This is a genomic window from Sphingobacterium humi (assembly GCF_009768885.1).
Lineage (GTDB): Bacteria > Bacteroidota > Bacteroidia > Sphingobacteriales > Sphingobacteriaceae > Sphingobacterium > Sphingobacterium humi.
Genome location: NZ_WSQA01000020.1, coordinates 1 through 23178, shown reverse-complemented (window position 1 = coordinate 23178; position 23178 = coordinate 1). Strand labels below are relative to the sequence as shown.

Here is a 23178-nt window from a genome sequence, read left to right as displayed (position 1 = left end):
GAATTCTTAAATACTAAATAATGCCTTTGAATTCGCTGTCGTTACTTCAGCAATCTCAGCAAGGGGTTTCTCATAAATATCGGCGACTTTCTGCGCCACATAAAGCAGGTAACTGCTTTCGTTTTCTTTTCCACGGAAGGGAACAGGTGCCAAATAGGGCGCATCTGTTTCCAAAACTAAGTGGGCTAGATCGATGTCTTTTAATACGGCATCTAAACCAGCCTTTTTAAAGGTAACAACGCCGCCAATACCTAGTTTAAAGCCTAAGGCTATCGCTCGTTGCGCTTGGGCTACATTGCCTGTAAAACAGTGAAATACCCCAAAGAGACGCTCGTCTTTATGCTGATCTAAGACCTCAAAGACTTCATCGAAGGCTTCCCGGCAATGTATGCTAATGGGTAAACCCATTTCCTTCGCCCATTCAATCTGTTGTGCAAAAGCATCCTGTTGAATGGCCAAGGTGCTTTTATCCCAATAAAGATCGATGCCTATTTCACCGATGGCATAGATCTTATGCTTGGCAATTGCGGCTTTTATGCTTGCTAATGCTTCTAGATAATCTTCCTGCACACTGCAGGGGTGTAAACCTAACATTGGAAAGCAATGCGTTGGATAGGCTGCTGCGGTATCCAAAACTGGAACAATGGAGGCGACATCCACATTGGGTAAGAATAGGCGCTGCACGCCATTGGCAAAGCATCGTTGCATCTGCTGATCCAAGGTGCCGGCTTCCTGATGATAATAAATGTGGGTATGCGTGTCGGTTAATATAAGCCCTTGAGCGTCTATTTGTTCTTCCATGGCCCCTAAGTTAAGATATTGTTAGCTAAACTGGCTTATCGGCATAAAAAAAAGCGGTTCTCCTAAGGAAAACCGCTCTTTTTTATTAAATTCTTAATATTCTATCCTTAATTAGCAGGAGCTTGCATTGGATTCATTTGTGGAAGAGCCGGAGCTTCTTCACCTTTAGGGCCTGCAATTACATCAACGATCTCTACATCGAACACCAATGGTGCGTATGCTGGGATCATGTTGCTTTGCTGACGCTCGCCGTAGCCTAATGCCGAAGGAATGATAAATGTAGCTTTGCTACCTTTTTTCAATAATTGTAAACCTTCAGTCCATCCTGGAATTACTGGCGTGTGACCAACACGAACGCGTAATGGCTCGTATGGACGCATGGCGTTGAAAAGGTTGTTTTTCTTCGCAACATCAGGGTTGTTGGTATCAAATACTTTACCGTTGGTTAATGCACCAGTATAGTTGATAACTACGCTATCACCAACTACTGGATTGTTACCAGCACCTTCTTTAGTAATAACGTATTGTAAACCTGTAGCCGTTTTCTTAGGCTGCAATTTGTTTTTCTCGATGTAAGAGGTGATTTTACCATCTTCTGCTTTCTTCAAGCCTTCCATCTGTGCTAAGTAGTATTTGTTTACTTGCTCGAATAAAGCTGAATCTGTTTGGTTTCCTCTTTTGAATAATTTTCTTACTTTGATTGTGTATTGGATGTATTTGTCAGCAAACTCAGGTTTTGGTTGTCCTGTTTTTGCAGCCATTGTATCTAAGTTTAATTTAAATACAGCGCTATCGCCTTCACCTAACATTTTTAAGATAGTGTTGTTGTCACCAGGGTAAGATCCTGAACCTTGCATTAAAGAGTCAGGCATAATAGGAGCAATCTGTGGCAAGCCTAGGTCGTAGGTACTTGCTAATAAAGAATCGCGGTCGGTTTTAACCTCGATATCCATGGCAATAACATCGCCACCAACAGCTTTCTCACCGCCATTATCTTTCAAGAATTTGTATTCAAGACCACCTTCTCCTTTTTTGAAATTTTGGCATGATGCAAGTGCTAAACCTGCTACTGCTGTCAATAATAAAATTGATTTTTTCATTTTTCTATTTATAACGCTTAAAATATGCTATGTTAAATATTGTTTATAGTCTGGTAAAATGGACTTGAAGCGGTTTACAACCGTTGCAAGGTCCTCATTTGAATTACCACCTGCTGCATTTAAATGGCCACCTCCGTTGAAATGTGTCTTACAGATCTCATTACAAGGGATATCGCCAATAGAACGCAAAGATAGTTTAATTAATTCGGTTCTGTCAACAAATAATCCTGCTAATCTTATCCCTTTTATTGATAGGGCGTAGTTTACAAGTCCCTCAGTATCACCTGTGCTCACCTTGAACTTCGCGAGATCTTCCTTGCTCAGGGAGAAAATCGCGGTATGGTATTCCGGAATTACCTCCAGGCAATTCATCAAACAATAGCCTAAGAAACGAAGTCTGTTTTCGGTAGAACTATTGTAGATATGCTCATGGATTTCCCAGTTTTTCGCACCTGCATCCAAGAGGTTCGCAATAATACGGTGAACAGCAGCGGTCGTCGAGCGGAATCGGAAAGAACCAGTGTCTGTCATGATTCCAGTATACAGGCAGGTCGCAATTAATTCATCAACGGCTTCCTTATCTTGGCAAACATCGGCAATAAAGCTGTATATCAATTGCGCGGTAGCAGCAGCATTGGAGTCCCAATAGCTGAGGCTGGCGAAGTCTTCCGGATCCAAGTGATGGTCTATCATCCATTTCTGACCGGGAGCCTCGCGGATCACCGATTCCAACAGGTTCGTACGCGAAAGCGCGCTGTAATCTAAGCAGAAGATAATATCTGCCTCATCAAAAAGTTGTTGTGCCTGGGTTGGTTGCTCAGGATAGATGATTAAAGAATCACGACCCGGCATCCAATCGAGGAAGTCAGGAAAGTCAGACGAAAGTACCACCTGTACTTCATGTCCTTTTTTCTTTAACCAGTAATATAAGCCTAAGGATGATCCCAATGCATCACCATCAGGTTTATGATGCGTAGTAACAATAATCTTTTTAGGTTTGGCTAGTAGTTGTAAATTTTCTTCTCCTTTTAACATACGTAATTCGTGATTGCAAACCTACAGAAAAAAAATTGTCTTATAAAAATTTCTAAGACCTTATTTTTATGGTCTCTTTTGACTGTAGATGCTTGATTCTCTTGCTTATAAATTATTAATGGCGGAATGCATATAGTTTAAAATCTCTACGGGTGCAAACCAAGTAGTTCGATGAGTTGTAGTTGATTTTCCCATAATAGAACAAGGGCTGGGCTTCAACCGGGAAACCATCCACCAAGGTGCCATTCTCTGCGAATAGGTAAATCAGGTTAGTTCCTTGTGCTGCAACGCCTATTTGTTTCAAGCCAGCACTTCCTGTGGCAAAGAAATAAGGCCTGTTGCTCACGTTTTGGGTAAAGGTATAATCATACACCGGTTGTAAGCTGTCGCCTAATTCATAAACCTGCAACTGCTGCCCATCCATTACGATAAGGTCTGGCGCTGAGGTGCTATGTACATTTTCAAAATCAGCCATATACTTCTTATCCCATTTGCCTTCATAGATCTTTTTGGTATTGCCTTCCGGAGTCATGCGGTAAACATCGCCTTGATCGTCACTGGCATAGTAATAGGTTTTATTATCCCGCTGCACAATACCGGCATTGCTCACAAAGCTGATATCTCCAGGCACATCAATTTCCTGAACCTTGCTACCATTCACATCGAAGAAATACAAGCGTCCGTAGCTGCTCGTTACGATGGCTTTATTATCATGAAACTGTACAGGCCCCAGAATCTCACCGTCCACCGTGACATTATCCCAACCTGATATCGGTCCTCCGTCCATGCTATAGGCCATGACACTGTTTTTAGATGGAATAAGAATCATCTGCTGGTTGCCCCAATCTACATAGGTAGGTTGGAAGGCCGGCTCTGCTTTAATGCTGGTAGAAAAGCCGTCTAACCCTTTACCATTGGTATCAAAGCGATACAGCCTGCGGCGATCGGTAACCAACAGTAAAGAACGGTCTTTTAGCTGCTGAACCTGTCCGACAATTCGACCTGAGAATACCGATGTCCAGAGTTTCTTGCCCGTAGGATGTACAGCATGTACGGTATGATCTTGCTCTTGGGCTAATATGAATTGGGAAGTATCCGAATGTTCAAATACATAAGGGCCATTAATTAATCGGCTACCCATGCTGTACGTCCATTCCGGAGTAAGACCCAAGGTGTTTTTACTCTTATAAATAGCATACAATCGGCTTAAGAAGCTCCCGGAATTACCCGTAAGCTGTAAAGACCAGGAATAGAAGTCCTGATAGCCGTAGTTCTTCTTATCTCGGAAGTTCTTGCTAAAGTTGGAGGTCAAGTTATTCGATAAGATGTTATAGGCGTTTTTACTGTTAATAAACACCGTTACATTCGCCTCATTTCCTTGAATTTTCTCATAGTTTTTGAAACCTAAGGTGCCGATCAGTAGATCCTTCCGCCTCCATTTACGTTGGTATTCCTGCAGGGTAGATAATTGATTGGCCATGACCAATAAGTCATCTACGATAATAAAATAAGGACGGCTAAAGGCTTTCAATCCCTCACCATAGAAGCGGTAGGGAAGCTGTGCATAGCGGAAGCGGTAGCTGCTATCGCCAACCGATTCAGCCATATCCGAAAGGATAGATTTAAAGGTACTGCTATCCTGAATACTGATAAAGCCTAGGTAATCGTTGTTGTTCTGTTCTACTATAGCAAAGTCGCCACCTAAAGCAGTTTGCATATCGGCAAGTAGAGAAGGACGTCCTTTCTGTATTTCATCGGCCTGCCCTTTCAACGGTTTAGAGTCTTCTGTAGCCTCATGCCAGGCCCTCAAATCATCCTGCCATAGCTTTTTATCCGAGAAGGAATATTCAATAAATAAGGCCGTATTGGAAGGGAAATAATTGTATATCCGTTGCGTTGTTTTCCGTTGGTTTGCAAACAAGGCGATATATTGGCCTTTCGTATCCTCCAGTTCGCTTTCCCCAGAAAGCATCAAGGCATCTTGTTTGTAGTTGATGTTCCAAGCGGTTTGACCCTTAATATGAATAAACTGACGCAAGAAATCACCCGCTTTATTCCGACGCGATAAATCTACTAATGCAGGGAGGTTTTGCTGTGGAAGGTATACCGTAAATGGCGCATTGCGGTTATGATTCTTATGGAAGAACTCCAATTGCTTATCATCAAACTTCGGCGTTTTTTTATCCGCAACCTTGCATAGCAAATCCTTACTATAGCTGGCAAAAAACATGTCATCAATATAGCTGACAAAGAAGGTGGAGTCTGACTTGGGCGGGGTAAAGCCATAAAGCTTGATCCCTAAGGTATCTTTTTGTTGGAATTGAAAGTCCGCACTCAGCTTGGGTAGCAATTGTTGCAATATTTCCGGCGCTATCTTCTCGTTGCTAGGGATGCTGAATAAACTGCTTACCTTATCTTTCTCGGGGTGGAAGGATACAAACATCTCCTGATCGGCCAAGTATTGTGATAGCTCTTTCTGGCGCAGCAACTGTTGCTTTAGCTGACTGAGCTGCCGCTGAAAATCATGCCCCCACATCGCTTCAAAGATTTCAAAATCCTTAAATATATTATCGGTGGTCGCATCATTCACGAAGGATGCAATTAAAAAACTGTCGCTGGGTAAATAATTGATAGGCTTTACGGACTTTTTCTCCTCCTTATTGAGATCCCCAAAATAAAACACCGACGCCAACACAACAGCAATAAATAGGAGTATGGAAACAATAATAGTATTTCTCATGAACGATAAACCTGATCTTTTTCTCTAAAAACACTCAATATAGACAAAATTGCAAAAATTGGAGGGCTTTTAAGAAGTTATTTTATACATTTATAATCGAAATTTTACAAGCAGATATATTAGCTTTATTTATGAACAAACAAATCATTTTAACAGCTTCCTTTTTCGGGCTGTTAGCCGTGATACTCGGAGCATTTGGAGCACATGGACTCGAAGGGAAGATTTCGGACAATCAATTGGACGCTTGGAAAACTGCCAATCAGTACCAATTTTACCATACCTTAGCCCTCTTGTTTTTATCCACTTTCTCGAGAGCGAAAAGCCAATCTATCAAGGTTTCCTATATCATGTTTACTATCGGAATTATCTTGTTCTCAGGCTCCATTTACATCTTAAGTACAAAATCATTAACCGGATTGGAAAGCCTTTCCTTTATCGGCCCCATAACACCTGTAGGTGGCTTATGCTTTATGATCGGATGGATTGCCCTCTTTGTGGCCGCCATAAAACATCGCGCATAAATCACATACAATCCAAGATATGGAAGGCCCTAGCTTTAAAAGTTAGCGGCCTTTTTTCTTGATTGCCCCCTGAAACAGTATAATTATAAGCATCCATTAGCTTTGCAGCATTATTTCTATATTTTTGTGTTATGTCAGAACTGGAATTGTTGCCCAACAACCGTAAAACGCTATTTGTAGAAGTGATATTGCCCTTGGCAATTGCCAAGAGCTACACCTATCGGGTTCCCTTCGAGTTAAACGAGAAGATTGAAGTCGGTGTGCGTGTTATTGTACAGTTTGGTAAAAACAAAATCTATTCTGGCATTGTGCAGGCTATCAGCACAGAGGCACCGGATCGCTACGAAGCCAAGTACATCCTCGATGTAGCTGACGATGAACCCATCGTGAATACCTTTCAGTTGCAGCTGTGGGATTGGATTGCCGAGTATTACATGTGCCAAAAAGGCGATGTGATGCAAGCGGCCCTGCCGGCCGCCTTAAAGATGGCCTCAGAAACAAAGATTATTGCTGCCGAGAATCCTGACCTCGACCGATCCTTACTTTCCGATAAAGGCTATATGGTCTTGGAGGCGCTCGATGTCGCCGGAGAACTGTCTGTCAATGATGTTATGAAAATATTAGGACAGAAGTCGGTATTCCCTTTACTACGCAGTTTGTTTGAGCATGGCTATATCCTGATCTCTGAAGAAATTCGCGAGAAATATAAGCCGAAAACCAAAGTCTTCTTAAAGCTGTCTAAGGTCTATTTTGATGAGGAAAGCAAACGCTTAGTAGTGGATGAATTAAACCGCGCACCTAAGCAGCAGGATGCTTTGCTGGCGTATTTTCAGCTGCGCAAAGTGAAAGAAGATATCTCCAGACAAGATTTAATGGAAGCCAGTGGCTGCGGTTCCTCTGCCATTACCGGGTTAATTGATAAAGGTATTTTCGATGTTGAAGAAAAGGTGGTCTCACGATTCGCAGGGACAGATATCCTCCTAACGCCGGACTTTTCCTTCAGTAAAGCCCAGCAACAGGCATACGATGAAATAAAAGCAGGATTCCGTGAAAAGGATGTGCTGCTCTTGCATGGTGTAACGGCATCAGGTAAAACCCAACTCTATATCCGCTTAATTGAGGAAGTGCTGGCCCAAGGCAAGAATGCACTTTACCTATTGCCGGAAATTGCGTTGACCGCTCAAATTACCGAACGGTTAAAGCAGCATTTTGGCGATAAGCTCGGGGTATATCACTCTAAATTTAATGATAATGAACGTGCCGAGGTATGGCATAAGGTACGAAAAGGAGAATTTAAGGTCGTTATAGGTGCTAGGTCCTCCGTATTCTTACCCTTTAACCAACTAGGGCTGTTAATCGTGGATGAGGAACATGAAAACTCCTACAAACAATACGATCCTGCGCCGCGCTATCACGCACGCGACACGGCCATCTACCTGGCCCATCAACACCAAGCGAAGGTGTTGCTTGGCTCTGCAACGCCATCCGTAGAAAGTTACTATAATGCAAAGGCCGGAAAATATGGCCTCGTGAAATTATTAGAACGATTCGGCGATGCCCAACTCCCACAAATCCAAGTAGTCGATATTGCAGAAGCAGCACGCAAGGATGAAATGAGCTCGTATTTCAGCAAAACCCTCTTAACAGCCATTGCGGAAACCGTTGCTAAAAAAGAACAGATTATCCTCTTTCAAAATAGGAGAGGGCATACCCCATTTCTGCAATGTGGCACTTGTGGCCATGTGGCAAAATGTATAAACTGCGATGTCAGCCTAACTTACCATAAAACCAGTAACCTGCTGCATTGCCATTACTGTGGCTTTTCAGAAGAACCCCTACAAACCTGCCCGGCCTGTGGCATGCCGAATATGCAAAGTAAGGGATTTGGAACCGAGCGCGTCGAAGAAGAACTGGAATTGCTGATGCCCGAACTCCGCATCGGCCGACTCGATTTAGATTCCACCAAAGGAAAATACGGGTTTGATAAGGTCATATCTGCTTTTGATAATCAGGAGTACGATGTATTGATCGGTACGCAGATGATCACCAAAGGATTAGACTTCGGGAATGTAAGCCTGATTGGTATTATCAATGCCGATGGCATGATTAACTTTCCGGATTTCCGGGCGTATGAACGTGCTTACTCCCTCTTCTCGCAGGTAGCAGGACGGGCAGGACGTCGCCAAGCCGAAGGAACAGTAATTATACAGACCTATACTCCCAATCACCGCATTTTAGAACAGGTGCGCGAGCATAATTACGAGGAGATGTTCCTGACGGAAGTAACCGAGCGTAAGAATTACCAATATCCACCTTTCTACCGCTTAATAAAGATCGATCTCAAGCATCCCGATAAAGACTTGGTGCATGATGCCGCAAATCAACTCGCAGCCTTATTAAAGCAAAACTTAGGACCACGCGTATTAGGACCCGAACCACCATTGGTGGCCCGCGTGCGCAATAACTTTATTCAAACCATTACGTTGAAGATCGAACGGAAAGATATCTCTATCGTAAAGGTGAAAGACTTAATTAAACAAGCCATCTTGATTTTCGAACTCGATAAAAAAAATAAAGGGGTCCGCATTCAAATTGATGTAGACCCCTATTAATCCCTTTTAGGCTATTATTTCTTTATTTTCGAAACTTTAAATGGCTTCTTCACAGCTTTCTGTGCCGCTTCTTTCGCTATTTTAGCTTGCAATTCCGTTACCCCTTCAGGTCTATAGCTGTTTTTACGCGGATCCAGATTAAACAGTTTTGCATACCAGGTACAGGCAGCGGTAAATCGCCCGTAGTTTAAATCCAAATGATAGCCATCGCGTGTAAAATGATCGCCAATACTAGAGGTGCGCGCATTTTGGATCGCTGTTCCACAAGGAACAACAAAGGTGAAATCACCCGATTTGTCAATCTCAGCAGTCGCATGCATAATGCTATCATACATCTGCTGCTGATCTTGGTTGTAGTTTTTGAAGCCCTCATGCTTTGAATCTTGTTGATAGGCCCAGGTTTGATGGTAAACCAACTTCGTATCCGGATTTATATGCGCGAATACATAAGTCCATAGGTTAGGCAGGCTCTCCATTATAACATCGTATTTTCCCGACAGCGGGCTCGCTTGCTGCAAGCTCACATAATCCCAGTTCTCATCTGCCAGGGCTTCCTCAATGCTCACCTTATCCGTACGCGTTTTCACCCCATCTTCGCCAACTTTCCGGTAGTTATAGGCCTTGTTATTGTTGTGTGCATTTTCTAAATGCAGGTGTATAGGCGCCCCACCAATGTATAAATTGCCGATAACAACCTTTTTATTGGCTGCTTTGGCAAGCTCATAAACGTAGTTCTCCAAGGCATCTTCCGAGAAGCTGTTGCCTATGGCCAATACTTTCATAATATCATCGTCCTGCGGAGAAGCCTGTTCCTCCTGTGCCCACAAAATAGGAACTTGAAAAAGGCAAAGGATAAGAATTGCGAATACTTTTCTCATGTGAATAGAATTTTAAACGTTTTGGTTTTCTCCGATCTTTCCTTCAACCGCATACCGCACAAGAAGATAGACCCTAGAGACCTTCTAATTTACAAAAATAATGCTTCAAAATATCCTATTTAACGAAATTTGGCATACTTCTGACCTTTAATGATTTGCACTTTAAGCGTAATAATATGATAAATTAAGGCTAATTTTGAGCGGTATGGCGTACAAGTTTGTAGATAACTATCGGGAGCAAGGTGCTCGGAAGCAGCTGGTGAAACACCTGGAGAAAAGAGGGATTGATGATAAGCGGGTGTTGAAAGCAATTGGCAAGGTTCCAAGGCACTTTTTCTTCGATGAAACCTTCTGGAACCAAGCATATCGGGATATTGCTTTCCCTATTGGTGATGGACAAACCATTTCGCAACCCTATACTGTGGCCTATCAAAGCCAGCTATTGCATATTAATAAAGGCGATAAAGTATTGGAAATTGGAACAGGCTCCGGTTATCAAACCTGCATCCTCGTGGAATTAGGAGCCGATGTATATACCATTGAGCGCCAAGAAAACCTCTACCAGCGCACCATCCAGGTATTGCCCTATATGGGTTATAAGCCAAACTTCTTTCTGGGCGACGGTTCTATGGGCATTCCTGACCATGCACCCTACGATAAGATTATCGTCACAGCAGGAGCACCCTTTGTTCCCGAGAAAATGCTTAAGCAGCTGCGCTTAGGTGGATTAATGGTGATTCCGGTTGGAGATGAGAAATTCCAAAAGATGGTGACCATCCTACGCGTAGGGGAGAATGATTTTGAACGAATCGAACTCGATACTTTCCGTTTTGTACCCTTAGTGGGCGATCAAGCCTGGTAGAAACAAGAATAACATAGATATTTTGCTCAGCTTTGCTGGGCTTTTTTTATTTTTAGCCCATGAGTTTAGCATTTTACCAAAACAATATAAAATCTGCAAAGGAAAACATTAACCAACTCGAACGTCAGATAACCCAAAATTCATTCTTACGCTTGGCCATCATGTTGGGTGGAGGTATATTGGTATTCCAATTGTTTAAAACAAACAACATCTTCCTGGTGTTGGGCAGCATATTGGGAATTATTCTGCTGTTTGTCTTCTTTGTGTTCCGGGGCAGTAAAATTGAACGCAAATTGCAAGAAGCCAAGGTGTTCTTGCAGATCAATGAAAATGAAATCAACATGCTGGAGGGGCAGCCGAATATGTATGCCGATGGAGCTGAATTTGAAGATCCTAAGCATCCCTATACTTCCGATTTAGATATCTTTGGCGCGCATTCCTTATTTGCCAAAGTAAACCGCTGTGCCACCAAAGATGGCATCTCCGATTTAGCCTCCTGGATGTTGCAGGCGGCGCCTAAGCAAACCATGGAACAAAGACAGGCGGCCGCCGATGAGCTGAGTCAAGACCCCGAGCACTTACAGCAGTTTCAAACCAAAATGCTATTTAATCTAGGTTCCAAAATAAATTTAAGAACCTATATCCAAAGTTATTTCCACGATAAGGCCATGGATTTTGGTTCCGCCTTTATGCGGGCGTATGTACCCATCGTGCCCTATATCTTCCTGGTAGGAATTCTCGTATCGCTGTTTTATTACGATCTGTCGGCCTATCTGATTGGCCTAGGGATAGCCCATCTCTTATGGACCATGAGCCAGGCAGGTAAAGTAAGTCTCTTTTCCAATAAAATAGATAAGATCGGTGTTTCCTTGATTGCCTTTGCCGATGCCATTAAACTGATTGAGGAACGAAATTATAAGGCCGAACTCTTGCAGCAACTGCAACAGCAGCTCCGCATCAAAGATCAGGATAAGAAACTCTCGGAGGTTATTCGCGAACTCGGAAAGCTCATCGATAAGCTCGATGTCCGTAACAATATGTTGGTAGGCGCCATACTAAACATGCTAAGCCTTTGGGATTTTAAACAGGTGATGGCCATAAATAAATGGAAAGACCAATATCAGGATACCATTGTATCGGGCTTTGGTGCCATGAGTACCTACGAGGCTCTATTATCTTTGTGCATCCTGAAGTACAATCACCCGGATTGGGTACAGCCCCACATTACGGAGGATGTGCAGCAGCATAGCTTGCAATGTAAAGCCTTAAACCACCCCTTAATCGATGCTGGCAAAGCTGTCGCTAACGATTATGACGGGCATGATCATCATATTGCCTTGATTACAGGGTCGAATATGGCCGGCAAAAGTACTTTTTTAAGGACGGTAGGCATCAATGCGGTATTGGCCTATGCCGGTGCTGTAGTTTGTGCACAAGAATTCCATATTCCCATTTACCGATTAGTGACCTATATGCGCATCAAAGATTCTCTCAATGAAAGCACATCTACCTTTAAAGCTGAACTAGACCGCATGAAATTTATTCTGGATCGCGTGGCGCAGCTGCCGGATAGCTTTTTCTTGATCGATGAAATGTTACGTGGAACAAATTCCGTCGATAAATATTTAGGCTCTAAGGCCATTATAAAAAAACTTATCGGCCTGCAGGGCCAGGGCATGCTGGCCACCCATGATCTCCAACTCGCGGAAATGGCAAAAGACTATCCTTCAGATCTTAAGAACTACCACTTTGATATTCAGGTGCAGGGGAATGAAATGTTGTTTGACTATAAATTGAAAGAGGGGCCATGTACCATTTTCAACGCCTCCATGCTACTAAAGGGCATTGGGGTACTTGTCGAAAATGAAAATTAGTTCATACCTTTGCAGCCACAAAGAAAATAATGACTATTCAAGAACGTATGGACGCAAGTGAAACACGCATTGCCATGACCGTGTTTCCTTTCCACACCAATCACCACGACACCTTATTCGGCGGTAAAGCCATGGCCATGATGGATGAAGTTACTTTTATGTGCGGAACCCGCTTTTGCAGAAAGCAACTCGTTACTGTATCCACCGATAAAATCGATTTCCATAAAGCTATTCCTTCCGGATCTATTGTGGAAGCGATTGCAAGGGTAGAAAGTATAGGCCGCACAAGCCTGAAAGTATTCGTTGAAATTTATTTGGAAAGCATGTATCAGGATGGTCGCGAATTAGCCATTCAGGGTCGCTTTACCTTTGTCGCACTCGACGAAGATAAAAAACCCGTTCCTGTATTGCAGGGACTCGATATCATCGATAATTAATTCCGCATTACGTTAATTTTGCCCTCGCATACTGGTTCGCCCAGGCCAAATCAACACCCAAATCCTTGGCCCATTGATATACCAGGTGCGGATCCCGTAGAAAGGCGCGGGCAAGTAAAATAAAATCGGCCTGCGAGGCTTGCAGAATCTGTTCAGCCTGCTGCGCATCCGTAATCAATCCTACAGAACCGGTAATTATGCCGGTTTCTTTTTTGATAGCAGCTGCTAAGGGAACCTGATAGCCCGGGCCCACAGGAATTTGCTGCTCCCGAACGGCACCGCCCGAGGAAACGTCTATTACTTCAACCCCCATCTCTTTTAACAGGCTGGCTAAAGCAATAGATTGACCCAGATCCCAGCCGCCATCCACCCAGTCGGTTGCTGAAATCCGCACCCAAAGGGAATGCTCCATCCCCAATTGGCCTTGAACAGCTTGCACAATCTCAACTAATAAGCGTACTCTGTTTTCAAAAGATCCGCCATAGTCATCGCCCCGCTGATTGATTAATGGAGAAAGAAACTGATGGATTAAATAGCCATGAGCGGCATGGATTTCAATAATTTGATAGCCCGCCCGACAGGCTCTATAGGTCGCCTCCGCAAATTGCTTTACCAATTGTTGAATTTCATCGCGGGTCATCGCTAGCGGTGGATGCTCATGCGCATGATAGGCTATAGGGCTGGAAGATACGGTTTGCCAACCATGTGGGTCTTGTGGAGCAAACTGCGAGCGCCCTAACCAAGGAATATCCGTACTGGCTTTTCGGCCTGCATGCGCCAGCTGAATGCCGGGGATACTGCCCTGACTTTTTATAAAAGAAGTAATTTCTTGGTATTTGGGTAATTGCTCATCCGACCAAATCCCTAAATCGCCATACGAAATGCGACCTTCCGGACAAACGGCGGTCGCTTCTTGAATAACAGCACCGGCTTTCCCAATTGCAAATTGCCCCAAATGAACCAGGTGCCAATTGTTGGCAACACCATCTTGTGCCGAATATTGACACATGGGGGAAACCACTAAACGGTTGGATATGGTTAGCGAACGAAGGGCTAAGGGACTGAAACATAAACTGGCCATTGCAATGAAGCGTTAAGAATGAACAATAGGGCGATGATTGCCAATTCTTAAAGGTAAAAAAAATCAAGCCTAATACCGAATAACCGGCGCCAGCTCTTTCAGTTCCTCCTCATTAAATAAGCGATAATGAATTTTAAATGTTTTACCCAAAGGCGTTTCTAGCGAAAAACCGCCCGGGCCAAAGCCTTCAAGCACATCCAATGTAAAATGGGAATATTGCCAATACTCGAATAAATCCCGATCCACCCAGAACTCATAGCCTTCCACCAAGCCAATCATCGCGTCATTCATCCGAGGATAAAAGCCGCCCTTCTCGAAACATTGGGGTTGCGTGCCTTCACAACAGCCCCCCGCTTGATAGAACATTAAATCGCCGTGCTGATCGCTTAAGGTTTTAATAAGCGACTTCGCGGCATCAGAAACATCAATTCGTGAAATCATAAGCATATGTTTAGTGAAAAAAGGGGGAACCGTAATTCCCCCCTAACCTGATTGTATATACTAGATTTTAAAAAAATCCAAGTTTTTCCTTACTGTAGGATATCAACATGTTTTTAGCCTGACGGTAATGGGCCAACATCATTTTATGATTCTCCCGACCAATACCCGATTGCTTGTAGCCGCCAAATGGCGCACCGGCAGGGTAGGCGTGATATTGATTCACCCAAACGCGGCCAGCCTGAATGGCACGTGGAACTTTATACAACTGATGCGCATCTCTTGTCCAAACCCCCGCTCCTAAACCATACATCGTATCGTTGGCAATCGCAATAGCCTCTTCTTCATCCTTGAAGGTGGTTACGGCCAAGACTGGGCCAAAGATCTCCTCTTGGAAAATACGCATCTTATTATGGCCTTTAAACAAGGTAGGCTTAATGTAATAGCCTTCTTCAAAACCTTCACCTACTTGGTTTTCATCGCCACCAGTCAGCACTTCTGCGCCTTCTTCTTTTCCTAATTTAATGTAGGACATGATTTTATCCTTCTGAATTTTGGAGGCCTGCGCGCCCATCATCACCGTAGGATCTAACGGATCGCCCACTTTAATCTGGTTTACCCGATCGACTACCTTGGCAATGAACTTATCGTAAATGTCTTCCTGAATCAATAAGCGGGAAGGACAGGTACAGATTTCTCCTTGGTTAAAGGCGAATAATACTGCACCCTCAACGGCTTTATCTAAATAGGAATCATCCTCATCCATCACTGAAGAGAAGAAAATATTTGGCGATTTTCCGCCTAATTCTAACGTTACAGGAATAATATTCTCCGTCGCATATTGCATCACTAATCGGCCTGTTGCGGTTGATCCCGTAAAGGCAGCTTTGTTCACCTTTGGATGCGTTACTAAATGACGGCCCAATTCCGAACCAAAACCATTCACGATATTAATCACTCCCGGTGGAATCAAGTCCGCAATCAATTCCATTAACACTAAAATGGAAGTCGGTGTACTTTCTGCTGGTTTTAAAACCACGGTACAACCTGCTGCTAAGGCCGGAGCCAATTTCCAAACCGCCATTAAAATCGGGAAGTTCCAAGGAATAATTTGGGCTACAACGCCAATAGGCTCATTAACAATTAAGGAAACCGTATTGCTGTCAAGTTCCGATAGGGAACCCTCTTCCGCACGGATAACGCCCGCAAAATAACGGAAGTGATCGATCGCTAATGGAATATCGGCATTCAGGGTTTCCCGAATAGCTTTCCCGTTGTCCACCGTTTCCACAGCAGCAATCATTTCTAAATTCGCCTCGATGCGGTCGGCAATTTTATTTAAAATATTGCTACGCTCGGTAGCTGAGGTTTTTCCCCAAGTTTCAAAAGCTTTGGCAGCTGCTTCCACAGCCTTATCAATATCTTCTTTGGTCGAGTGGGCAACTTGGGTAAAGGGCTTCCCATCTAATGGGGAAAGGTTATCAAAATACTTCCCTAAGCTTGGTGCTACGAAAGCGCCATTGATAAAATTGTCATATCGTTCTTTGAACGATGGTCGTGCAATTGTGCTCATATTTTAAGATTTTCTAAGTTTATACTGGACTATAACCCAAATTTAATGGAGATTACGGAAGGCCTGTAGCATTATAATCGCTTTCCATAGCATTATTGTTTCAAGACGTTTATTTATCCATTACAGCCTATTAGCTTTGCCTAATGTCATAATAAGGCATGGAGTACGCCTATTAGTTTTGATTTATCAATAGTTTTTATATATTTGATAAGCAGCCAATTATAGAAAATGTTTGATATGAGTGGAAAAAATTTGATTCAGGAACTGCCTTTTTCCAAGGAAAATGAAATCAATACATTGGTTGAGAATAGAAGAGCTTTTACACTTGAAAACTTTGAACTCAATGTGTATGAAACCTACCAAGCCAGTAGTTTGGTGCCCCTGAAGTTTGATGATATGGTTATCATCAACATGCTCAAGGGAAAGAAAATTATGCACGTCAATGAGGTGCCTGCTTTTGAGTATTACCCCGGTGAGACCATCGTGCTGCCGGCGTCCAAACCCATGCACATCGATTTCCCCGAAGCCGCTTTGTTAGACCCGACCCAATGCACCGCATTGGTAATCTCTTCCGATAAAGTAAATCGAACCTTAAATTACCTTAATGAGTATTATCCAAAAGAAAATAACAGGCTCCAATGGAACTTCGCCTGGGATAATATCCATTTTGCCAATACCAGCGAAATTAGCGCCATATCCAATAAACTCTTCGCTAGCATGACTAGCGATGATCCCTTAAAGGATGTGCTTGCCGATCTGTTATTCAAAGAATTGCTCGTGCGCATCATTCAGCAACAGCAATTTGCGCAGCTCAGAATCGACAAGCCAACAGCGCAAAATCAGCCCATAATACATTTGAAAAAATATATCGCAAATCATATAAGTGACAAACTAACTGTTGATCAACTAAGCCAATACATGAACATGAGTAAAGCGTCCCTGTTCCGAATGTTTAAGGAAGAACTGGGCATAAGCCCCATGGAATTGGTTATTCAAGAAAGAATCTACAAAGCTAAAGAAATGCTGAAAACAAAACTGTCTGTTAAAGAAGTTTGTTATGCCTGCGGATTTAGTGATGTCAATTATTTCGTGCGTACCTTCCGAAAAAGAGAAGGCATGACACCCGGACATTACCAACGCCGCCAAGAAGCTAGCGCTTCATAACGCGGTCTAATTCACGTTTCGACTCTCGTTCTTTGATACTCTCGCGCTTATCGAAGTCCTTCTTGCCTTGTGCCAAGGCAATTTCGATCTTCGCATAACCTCGTTCGTTGATGAAAATACGTAATGGAACTATCGTAAACCCCTTTTCCTCGCCTTTCTCCCGCAGCTTTTTAAGCTCCTTCTTGGTCAATAATAGCTTGCGGTCGCGTTTGGCCTCATGGTTATAAAAAGAACCATAGGAATACTCGGCAATATGCATGTTCCGAATGTATAATCCATCCTCGAAAAATGAGCAGAAACTGTCGTTAATATTGGCTTTACCTTCACGGATAGATTTAATCTCCGTACCTAATAAAGCCAGCCCCGCAACATAGCGGTCTAGCAGGTGAAACTCAAAGGAAGCGCGTTTATTTTTAATATTAACAGTCGATGAAATGGCCATTTATCTGGATCTTTGAAGCACAAAGGTAATAAATAAACAATTTTTGCAAAATCATACCCTTTTAATTACACTACATTCTGTTAATATTAATTTAATTTTATGATATTTATATGTCAAATCACAACTAAAGTCATGCTTAAGTTTTGTATGTTTGCGTCGATTTTTTGTAATAAAAGGTAAAAATTGCACATTAATTGTTTAATGATAAGAGTAGTTTTGTACCTTTGTGAGATTTTTGACGATTTTTGTTAAAAGTTCAAAAAGTAAATATTGTTGAGAAAATAGATACCTGACGAATGAGCAAGGGAAAATTAAACGAAAGAACTGCGCGGTTTTTAAATGGCGAGTTAGGAGATATAAAATCTAAAAACTTATATGCCTATTTCAGACCAATCCAATCCAAGCAAGATACCGAGGTTAAAATTGATGGCCGTCGTGTCTTGATGTTCGGTTCAAACTCCTACCTAGGGTTAACAACCGATCCCCGTATTATTAAAGCCTCCCAAGATGCTTTGGAAAAATATGGAACTGGGTGCGCAGGGTCGCGATTCCTGAACGGAACCCTCGATATTCACGTAGAACTCGAAGAAAAATTGGCCGATTACGTTGGTAAAGAAGCCGCAATTCTGTTCAGTACCGGATTCCAGTCGAACTTAGGACCCTTGTCTTGCCTGACTGGACGCCATGATTACATCTTGTTAGATGAACGTGACCATGCTTCTATCATCGATGGAAGTAGATTGTCCTTCTCCAAAGTAATTAAATACGCCCACAATAATATCGATGACCTTCGCGATAAAATTTCGCGCCTGCCCGAAGAAAGCTTCAAGCTTATCGCTACTGATGGTATCTTCAGCATGGAAGGTGACATCGTAAAATTACCAGAACTTGTACAAGTAGCTAACGAATTCGACGCCGCAATATTGTGCGACGACGCCCATAGCCTTGGCGTTATCGGGGAAAAAGGTGCCGGAACAGCATCTCACTTCGGTCTAACAGATCAGGTGGACCTGATTATGGGTACTTTCAGTAAGTCATTAGCTTCCTTAGGGGGCTTCGTGGCAGCTGATAAAGATACCATCGAGTTCTTGAAACACCGCGCCCGCTCCTTGATGTTCAGTGCATCCATGACCCCGGCATCGGTGGCTTCAACTTTGAAAGCCCTGGAAATTATTCAAACAGAACCAGAGCACATCGAAAGATTATGGGCCAACACCAATTACGCGAAGAAGTTATTACTTGATAACGGTTTTGATTTAGGAGCTACCGAAAGCCCAATCTTACCTATCTTCGTTAGAAATAACGAGAAAACATACATCGTGACCAAAATGCTACAAGATGATGGCGTTTTTGTGAACCCTGTAGTTGCACCGGCCGTACCAGCAGAAGAGTCCCTAATCCGATTCTCCCTAATGGCAACACATACCTTCGATCAAATCGATGAGGCCGTGGAAAAAATGACCAAAGTGTTCAAAGCATTAGAGGTCGAAACATTTATTGGATAACTAAAAATTAATCACCGTGATAACGATTGTTCCCGTAGAAACGAAAAGTCAAAGAGCAAAATTCATTGATTTTCCTCACGATCTGTATGCGAACGATCCGAATTATGTGCCAGAATTATTTCTGGCACAGGATGATTTATTAAACCCCAAAAAACACCCCTTCTACCAACATTCCACTGCACAACCTTTTCTGGCCTATCAGGATGGTGAAATCGTAGGACGTGTCCTCGCGATTTACAATACCAACCACAATGCCTTTAACCAGGTGAACGAAGGACAGTTTGGATTCTTTGATTGTATTAACGATCAGGAAGTGGCCAATAAATTATTGGAAACCGCAGAAGAATGGGTGAAAAATAAAGGCGCTAACAATATCGTTGGACCCATCAACTTATCAACAAACGATACGTTAGGATTATTAGTAGAAGGCTTCGACAGACCGCCAATGGTCATGATGCCCTACAATTTTCCTTACTATATGGACCTCATCAGCAAAGCAGGATTCGATAAAAAAGAAGACCTCAGAGCGTATTTGGTAAATAAAAGTACCGCAAGCCAACGCTCGGTGTTGTTGTTGGAAAAATTGGAAGCTCGTTTACAACGATCAGGAATTATTCTTCGACAGATAAACCTGAAAGATTTTAAAAATGAAGCCGAAAAAATTAAAGTGGTTTACAATAAAGCATGGGATAAAAACCTCGGGTTTGTACCTATGACCGATGCGGAATTCTTCTATATCGCCAAAGACTTGAAAATGCTCGTCGACCCTAAATACTGCATCATCGCACAAAAAGGAGACGAAATCATTGGCTTTGCCCTCGGAATTCCAAATCTCAATGAAATATTGATTAATATCAAAAGAGGAAGACTCCTTCCAACCGGAATCTTTAAACTCTTATTCGGTAAGAAAAACATTAAATCTGTCAGGGTGCTTATGCTTGGCGTACTGGAGAGCTATCGTAAACTGGGTATTGAAGCCTGCCTTTACGGACGCATTATCAAAAATGCACTCCCTTCCGGTATTGTCGAAGCAGAATGTTCATGGATGCTCGATCATAACTACCTGATGAATCACGCTATTGAACAAATAAACGCAGACTTCTACAAACGTTATCGGCTTTACGAAAAAGCGATATGAGAAAGAAAATTTTCATTACCGGTGCGAGCGGTTTCGTAGGCTCTCACCTGGTGGAGGCTGCCCAAAACTTGGGCCTGGAAGTGCATGCCGCAGTGCGTAAAAGCAGTGCCATTGAGCCTATTCAGCAATACGTCGATAAATTTGTATACCCCAATCTTGGTAACACAGAAGAACTGAAGCAATTGTTCGAAGCTGAACAATATGCCTATATCATCCATGCCGCGGCTATGACCAAGGCGAAAGATGAAGAACAAATGAAAGCCGTGAATATTGGCTATACCGAAGCGATACTGGCTGCAGCAACAACCGCTGACATGCCTTTAATCCGTATCTCCTTCGTCAGTAGCCTCGCAGCTATTGGGCCTATTGCCTACAATAGCGAAACATTGATCGATGAATCCACGCCTTATCAGCCAGTTACCGTATATGGGCGTAGCAAACGCGATGCGGAACTGATGATTAAAGCGAAATTTGCCGATAAACCTATTTCGGTATTTCGCCCAACCGCAGTGTATGGTCCCCGGGAGAAGGATATCTTTATCTTATTCGACACCATGAATAAGGGTTTGGATCCCTATATCGGCAAGAATCCACAAAAACTCAGCTTTGTTTACGTGAAAGATCTTTGCGATGTCTTATTGCAAGGTTGTATAGCGCCGCAACAAGGCCTACAATTTTACAATATATCCGACGGGCTAGTGTACTCGAGGTATGCGATGGCCGATATTTTTAAGCAAACCTTAAAGCGTAGACTGTTCCGCATTCATGTGCCCCTTGGGCTAGTGAAATTAGTGGCGCAGTTCTCGGAACGCCTGTATAAGTCCTCCGCCAAAACACCGGTAATCTATCCCGAAAGGCTAGGGGAGTTAACAGCAGAAAACTGGGGATGTGCAATTAACCATGCCGTACAAGCATTAGATTTCAACCCTAAATTTGACCTGGAAAGAGGGTTGAAAGAGAGTTTGAATTGGTATAAAAGCCATAACTGGCTGTAAAATGAAAAACATAAAGGGCAGCAATGCCTTTAAATCATAAAAATAATGAGTGGTCAAAAGATCAATAAAAAGTTATTTCAGGATCGGAAGAGAACGAATATCTTAAGTAATCCTGAACAAAAACTAATTTCCTACCTCGTGCCTAAAATCCCGAATTGGATTTCCTCCGACGGATTAACGGCAATCGGCCTATTTGGATCCTTCATGATTTTAGGAAGCTTCCTGCTCGCCGAGTATGTGCATATCAATTACTTGTTCCTCGGTATTGTCGGCTTCTTCGTGCAATGGTTCGGCGACTCCCTGGATGGACGTATTGCCTACTACCGCAATAAATCGCGGAAATGGTACGGTTTCGCATTGGATATCGTGATGGACTGGGTGAGTACCGTTTTTATCGGACTTGGTTACGTGCTGTATGCCACCGGCGATTTTAAATACCTGGGCTTTACCCTGGTATCTTTATACGGATGGGCCATGATTATTTCCCAATTGCGTTATCGCATCACCGATAAGTATACCATCGATGCCGGATTGCTGGGTCCAACCGAAATCCGCGTTATTATCAGTTTGGTATTGGTGCTGGAAGTATTTGTGCCGGGATCCATTAATTACAGTGTGCTTGGTATTTGTATTATCTTGTTCTTCATCAACCTGGGCGATACCAAAAAGCTATTGGCCTTAGGTGATCAAAAGGATATCGAAGAGAAGGCCGCCAAAGCCCAACAGCCAAAACAAGATTAAACCGCATGCCACATGACAGCGAAAGTAAAAGAATTTCTACGAGTACAGCTATCCGCCTTTATCGGCGGATTGTCTGACTTTGGCATCTATACCTTCTGCTACACGGTCTTAAAATTCACAGCGCCATTCTCCAATGTCATTAGTGGAAGTTTAGGTGCTATCGTAAACTTTACCATCAACCGTTACTGGTCTTTTAACAGCAAGACTCAATCGATCGGCAGCCAACTCTGGAAGTTTATCATTGTAGTCATCGGAAGCATCAGTCTAAAAACCCTGGGAATCCATTTCCTCGTAGATTTCCTCCACTGGCACTTCCTGCTCTCCAAAGGAATCGTAGAAATCATCGTTTCCCTCGGATTCAACTTTACCCTCCAAAAATACTGGGTGTTTAAAAAGTAGATTAACTTTTTGAGCTAAGCTTTACTTTACCCATTTCCAAAAAACCTTTTCCATACTTTTCCTTTTGTATAGGATAATTACAAAAGCATTGTAATGCTTTTTCACATCCCTTGTTCAGCCTATTGCAAAGGGGATTGATACGGGTGAGAAAGGGGAGTGAAAGGGAAGTGGAAGGTGTTGTTGCAGTAGTTAGTATGGAGTATTTAGTAGTTAGAGCCTGCAGGAGGAGGGTAGGGCTGGGAATTGCGGTACTCTTTGTTATCGTTTTGTCGAGGTGCTGTCAACGTTTTGTGGACGGGTTGTCATCGTGAGCGGAGTCGAACGACTGGTACGTCGGTACAGGTAGCACGCTTTGTTTAACTTTTTTGTCGAGGTGCTGTCGAGGTACTGTCGACGTGTTGTCAACGTTTTGTGGACGGGTTGTCATCGTGAGCGGAGTCGAACGATTAGTACGTCGGTACAGGTAGCACGCTTTGTTCAATTTTTTATAATATTGATTGCACGCTATCTTATAAAACTACTACCAATAGTACTTCAGCACTGACAAAAGCTTTGCAAGCAATGCTTGTTTATGTAATCAATGCTTTCATATTTCTTTAAACTAACGTCGTTATTGCGTGCTATCTGTACTGACGTACCAGTCGTTCGACTCCGCTCACGATGACAGCACGACAACAGAACGAAGACAACAAGACGATAGAATACCTCCCGTCTGCTAAATTTATCACGCATTGTCCTAGCGAGTTACGCTATTTCCACAAAAATACTTTGCTGTATCTCTTGGAAGTGAAGGTAATTTGTCCCTATCTTTGCACCACTCCGCAAGGGAGGGACGGCTGGAA

20 protein-coding genes are annotated in these 23178 nt (G+C 42.9%); 11 read left to right on the top strand and 9 right to left on the bottom strand.

Translation table 11 applies throughout. From position 1 onward, the window contains the following. Positions 1-6: 6 nt before the first annotated feature. From GQF63_RS18790 to GQF63_RS18775, 4 genes are all read right to left on the bottom strand, one after another. A complete protein-coding gene (locus tag GQF63_RS18790) occupies positions 7-801 on the bottom strand; it encodes a TatD family hydrolase (protein WP_160370797.1) in 795 nt (264 codons plus the stop codon). A 107-nt stretch (positions 802-908) separates the two neighbouring features. Continuing rightward, positions 909-1901 carry an FKBP-type peptidyl-prolyl cis-trans isomerase gene (locus tag GQF63_RS18785; protein WP_160370796.1) on the bottom strand — a complete coding sequence of 331 codons (993 nt, stop codon included), beginning with the start codon at positions 1899-1901 and terminating at the stop codon, positions 909-911. Positions 1902-1928: 27 nt separating this feature from the next. Continuing rightward, positions 1929-2936 carry a DHH family phosphoesterase gene (locus tag GQF63_RS18780; RefSeq protein WP_160370795.1) on the bottom strand — a complete coding sequence of 336 codons (1008 nt, stop codon included), beginning with the start codon at positions 2934-2936 and terminating at the stop codon, positions 1929-1931. A gap of 115 nt (positions 2937-3051) precedes the next feature. Continuing rightward, positions 3052-5676 carry a PQQ-like beta-propeller repeat protein gene (locus tag GQF63_RS18775; RefSeq protein ID WP_160370794.1) on the bottom strand — a complete coding sequence of 875 codons (2625 nt, stop codon included), beginning with the start codon at positions 5674-5676 and terminating at the stop codon, positions 3052-3054. Positions 5677-5807: 131 nt separating this feature from the next. Between GQF63_RS18775 and GQF63_RS18770 the strand changes: the two genes are divergently transcribed. Together GQF63_RS18770 and priA are read left to right on the top strand one after the other, a co-directional pair. Further along, entirely contained in the window at positions 5808-6197 is a 390-nt protein-coding gene (locus GQF63_RS18770; RefSeq protein ID WP_160370793.1) for a DUF423 domain-containing protein, read from the top strand. A gap of 131 nt (positions 6198-6328) precedes the next feature. Beyond that, positions 6329-8809 (top strand): replication restart helicase PriA, encoded by a 2481-nt coding sequence (priA, locus tag GQF63_RS18765; RefSeq protein WP_160370792.1) that lies wholly within the window; start codon positions 6329-6331, stop codon positions 8807-8809. Positions 8810-8823: 14 nt separating this feature from the next. Here priA and GQF63_RS18760 read toward each other — a convergent pair whose 3' ends face one another. Beyond that, positions 8824-9687 carry a DUF4886 domain-containing protein gene (locus GQF63_RS18760; RefSeq protein ID WP_160370791.1) on the bottom strand — a complete coding sequence of 288 codons (864 nt, stop codon included), beginning with the start codon at positions 9685-9687 and terminating at the stop codon, positions 8824-8826. A gap of 205 nt (positions 9688-9892) precedes the next feature. Here GQF63_RS18760 and GQF63_RS18755 point away from each other — a divergent pair, with 205 nt between their 5' ends. Genes GQF63_RS18755 through GQF63_RS18745 form a run of 3 tightly spaced genes read left to right on the top strand, consistent with a single transcriptional unit; the run spans position 9893 to position 12860 of the window. Next, a complete protein-coding gene (locus GQF63_RS18755; protein WP_160370790.1) occupies positions 9893-10549 on the top strand; it encodes a protein-L-isoaspartate(D-aspartate) O-methyltransferase in 657 nt (218 codons plus the stop codon). A gap of 59 nt (positions 10550-10608) precedes the next feature. After that, positions 10609-12423 carry a MutS-related protein gene (locus GQF63_RS18750; RefSeq protein ID WP_160370789.1) on the top strand — a complete coding sequence of 605 codons (1815 nt, stop codon included), beginning with the start codon at positions 10609-10611 and terminating at the stop codon, positions 12421-12423. A gap of 29 nt (positions 12424-12452) precedes the next feature. Beyond that, positions 12453-12860 carry an acyl-CoA thioesterase gene (locus GQF63_RS18745; RefSeq protein ID WP_160370788.1) on the top strand — a complete coding sequence of 136 codons (408 nt, stop codon included), beginning with the start codon at positions 12453-12455 and terminating at the stop codon, positions 12858-12860. A 7-nt stretch (positions 12861-12867) separates the two neighbouring features. Here GQF63_RS18745 and GQF63_RS18740 read toward each other — a convergent pair whose 3' ends face one another. From GQF63_RS18740 to GQF63_RS18730, 3 genes are all read right to left on the bottom strand, one after another. Continuing rightward, positions 12868-13941, bottom strand: coding sequence for an NADH:flavin oxidoreductase/NADH oxidase (locus GQF63_RS18740; protein ID WP_160370787.1), 1074 nt, complete (start codon positions 13939-13941; stop codon positions 12868-12870). Between the two features lie 69 nt (positions 13942-14010). Next, positions 14011-14382 (bottom strand): DUF779 domain-containing protein, encoded by a 372-nt coding sequence (locus GQF63_RS18735; protein WP_160370786.1) that lies wholly within the window; start codon positions 14380-14382, stop codon positions 14011-14013. A 67-nt stretch (positions 14383-14449) separates the two neighbouring features. Next, positions 14450-15952 carry an aldehyde dehydrogenase family protein gene (locus GQF63_RS18730; RefSeq protein WP_160370785.1) on the bottom strand — a complete coding sequence of 501 codons (1503 nt, stop codon included), beginning with the start codon at positions 15950-15952 and terminating at the stop codon, positions 14450-14452. Between the two features lie 237 nt (positions 15953-16189). On the opposite strand from GQF63_RS18730, the gene GQF63_RS18725 reads away from it, so the two are divergent. After that, positions 16190-17116: a helix-turn-helix domain-containing protein gene (locus tag GQF63_RS18725; RefSeq protein ID WP_160370784.1), complete on the top strand. Its 927-nt coding sequence runs from the start codon at positions 16190-16192 to the stop codon at positions 17114-17116. Here the strand turns inward: GQF63_RS18725 and smpB are convergent. Continuing rightward, entirely contained in the window at positions 17103-17558 is a 456-nt protein-coding gene (smpB, locus tag GQF63_RS18720) for an SsrA-binding protein SmpB (protein ID WP_160370783.1), read from the bottom strand. The two genes, GQF63_RS18725 and smpB, sit on opposite strands and share 14 nt — an antisense overlap. 296 nt (positions 17559-17854) lie before the next feature. Between smpB and spt the strand changes: the two genes are divergently transcribed. The 5 genes from spt to GQF63_RS18695 are packed head-to-tail and all read left to right on the top strand — an operon-like array spanning position 17855 to position 22336. Then, entirely contained in the window at positions 17855-19063 is a 1209-nt protein-coding gene (gene spt / locus GQF63_RS18715) for a serine palmitoyltransferase (RefSeq protein WP_160370782.1), read from the top strand. A gap of 16 nt (positions 19064-19079) precedes the next feature. Next, positions 19080-20201 (top strand): hypothetical protein, encoded by a 1122-nt coding sequence (locus tag GQF63_RS18710; protein ID WP_160370781.1) that lies wholly within the window; start codon positions 19080-19082, stop codon positions 20199-20201. Next, positions 20198-21196 carry an NAD-dependent epimerase/dehydratase family protein gene (locus GQF63_RS18705; protein WP_160370780.1) on the top strand — a complete coding sequence of 333 codons (999 nt, stop codon included), beginning with the start codon at positions 20198-20200 and terminating at the stop codon, positions 21194-21196. The genes GQF63_RS18710 and GQF63_RS18705 overlap by 4 nt, the downstream gene beginning before the upstream one ends. A gap of 45 nt (positions 21197-21241) precedes the next feature. Next, entirely contained in the window at positions 21242-21937 is a 696-nt protein-coding gene (locus GQF63_RS18700) for a CDP-alcohol phosphatidyltransferase family protein (protein WP_160370779.1), read from the top strand. A 12-nt stretch (positions 21938-21949) separates the two neighbouring features. After that, positions 21950-22336 (top strand): GtrA family protein, encoded by a 387-nt coding sequence (locus GQF63_RS18695; protein WP_160370778.1) that lies wholly within the window; start codon positions 21950-21952, stop codon positions 22334-22336. The last annotated feature ends 842 nt before the right edge of the window (positions 22337-23178 follow it).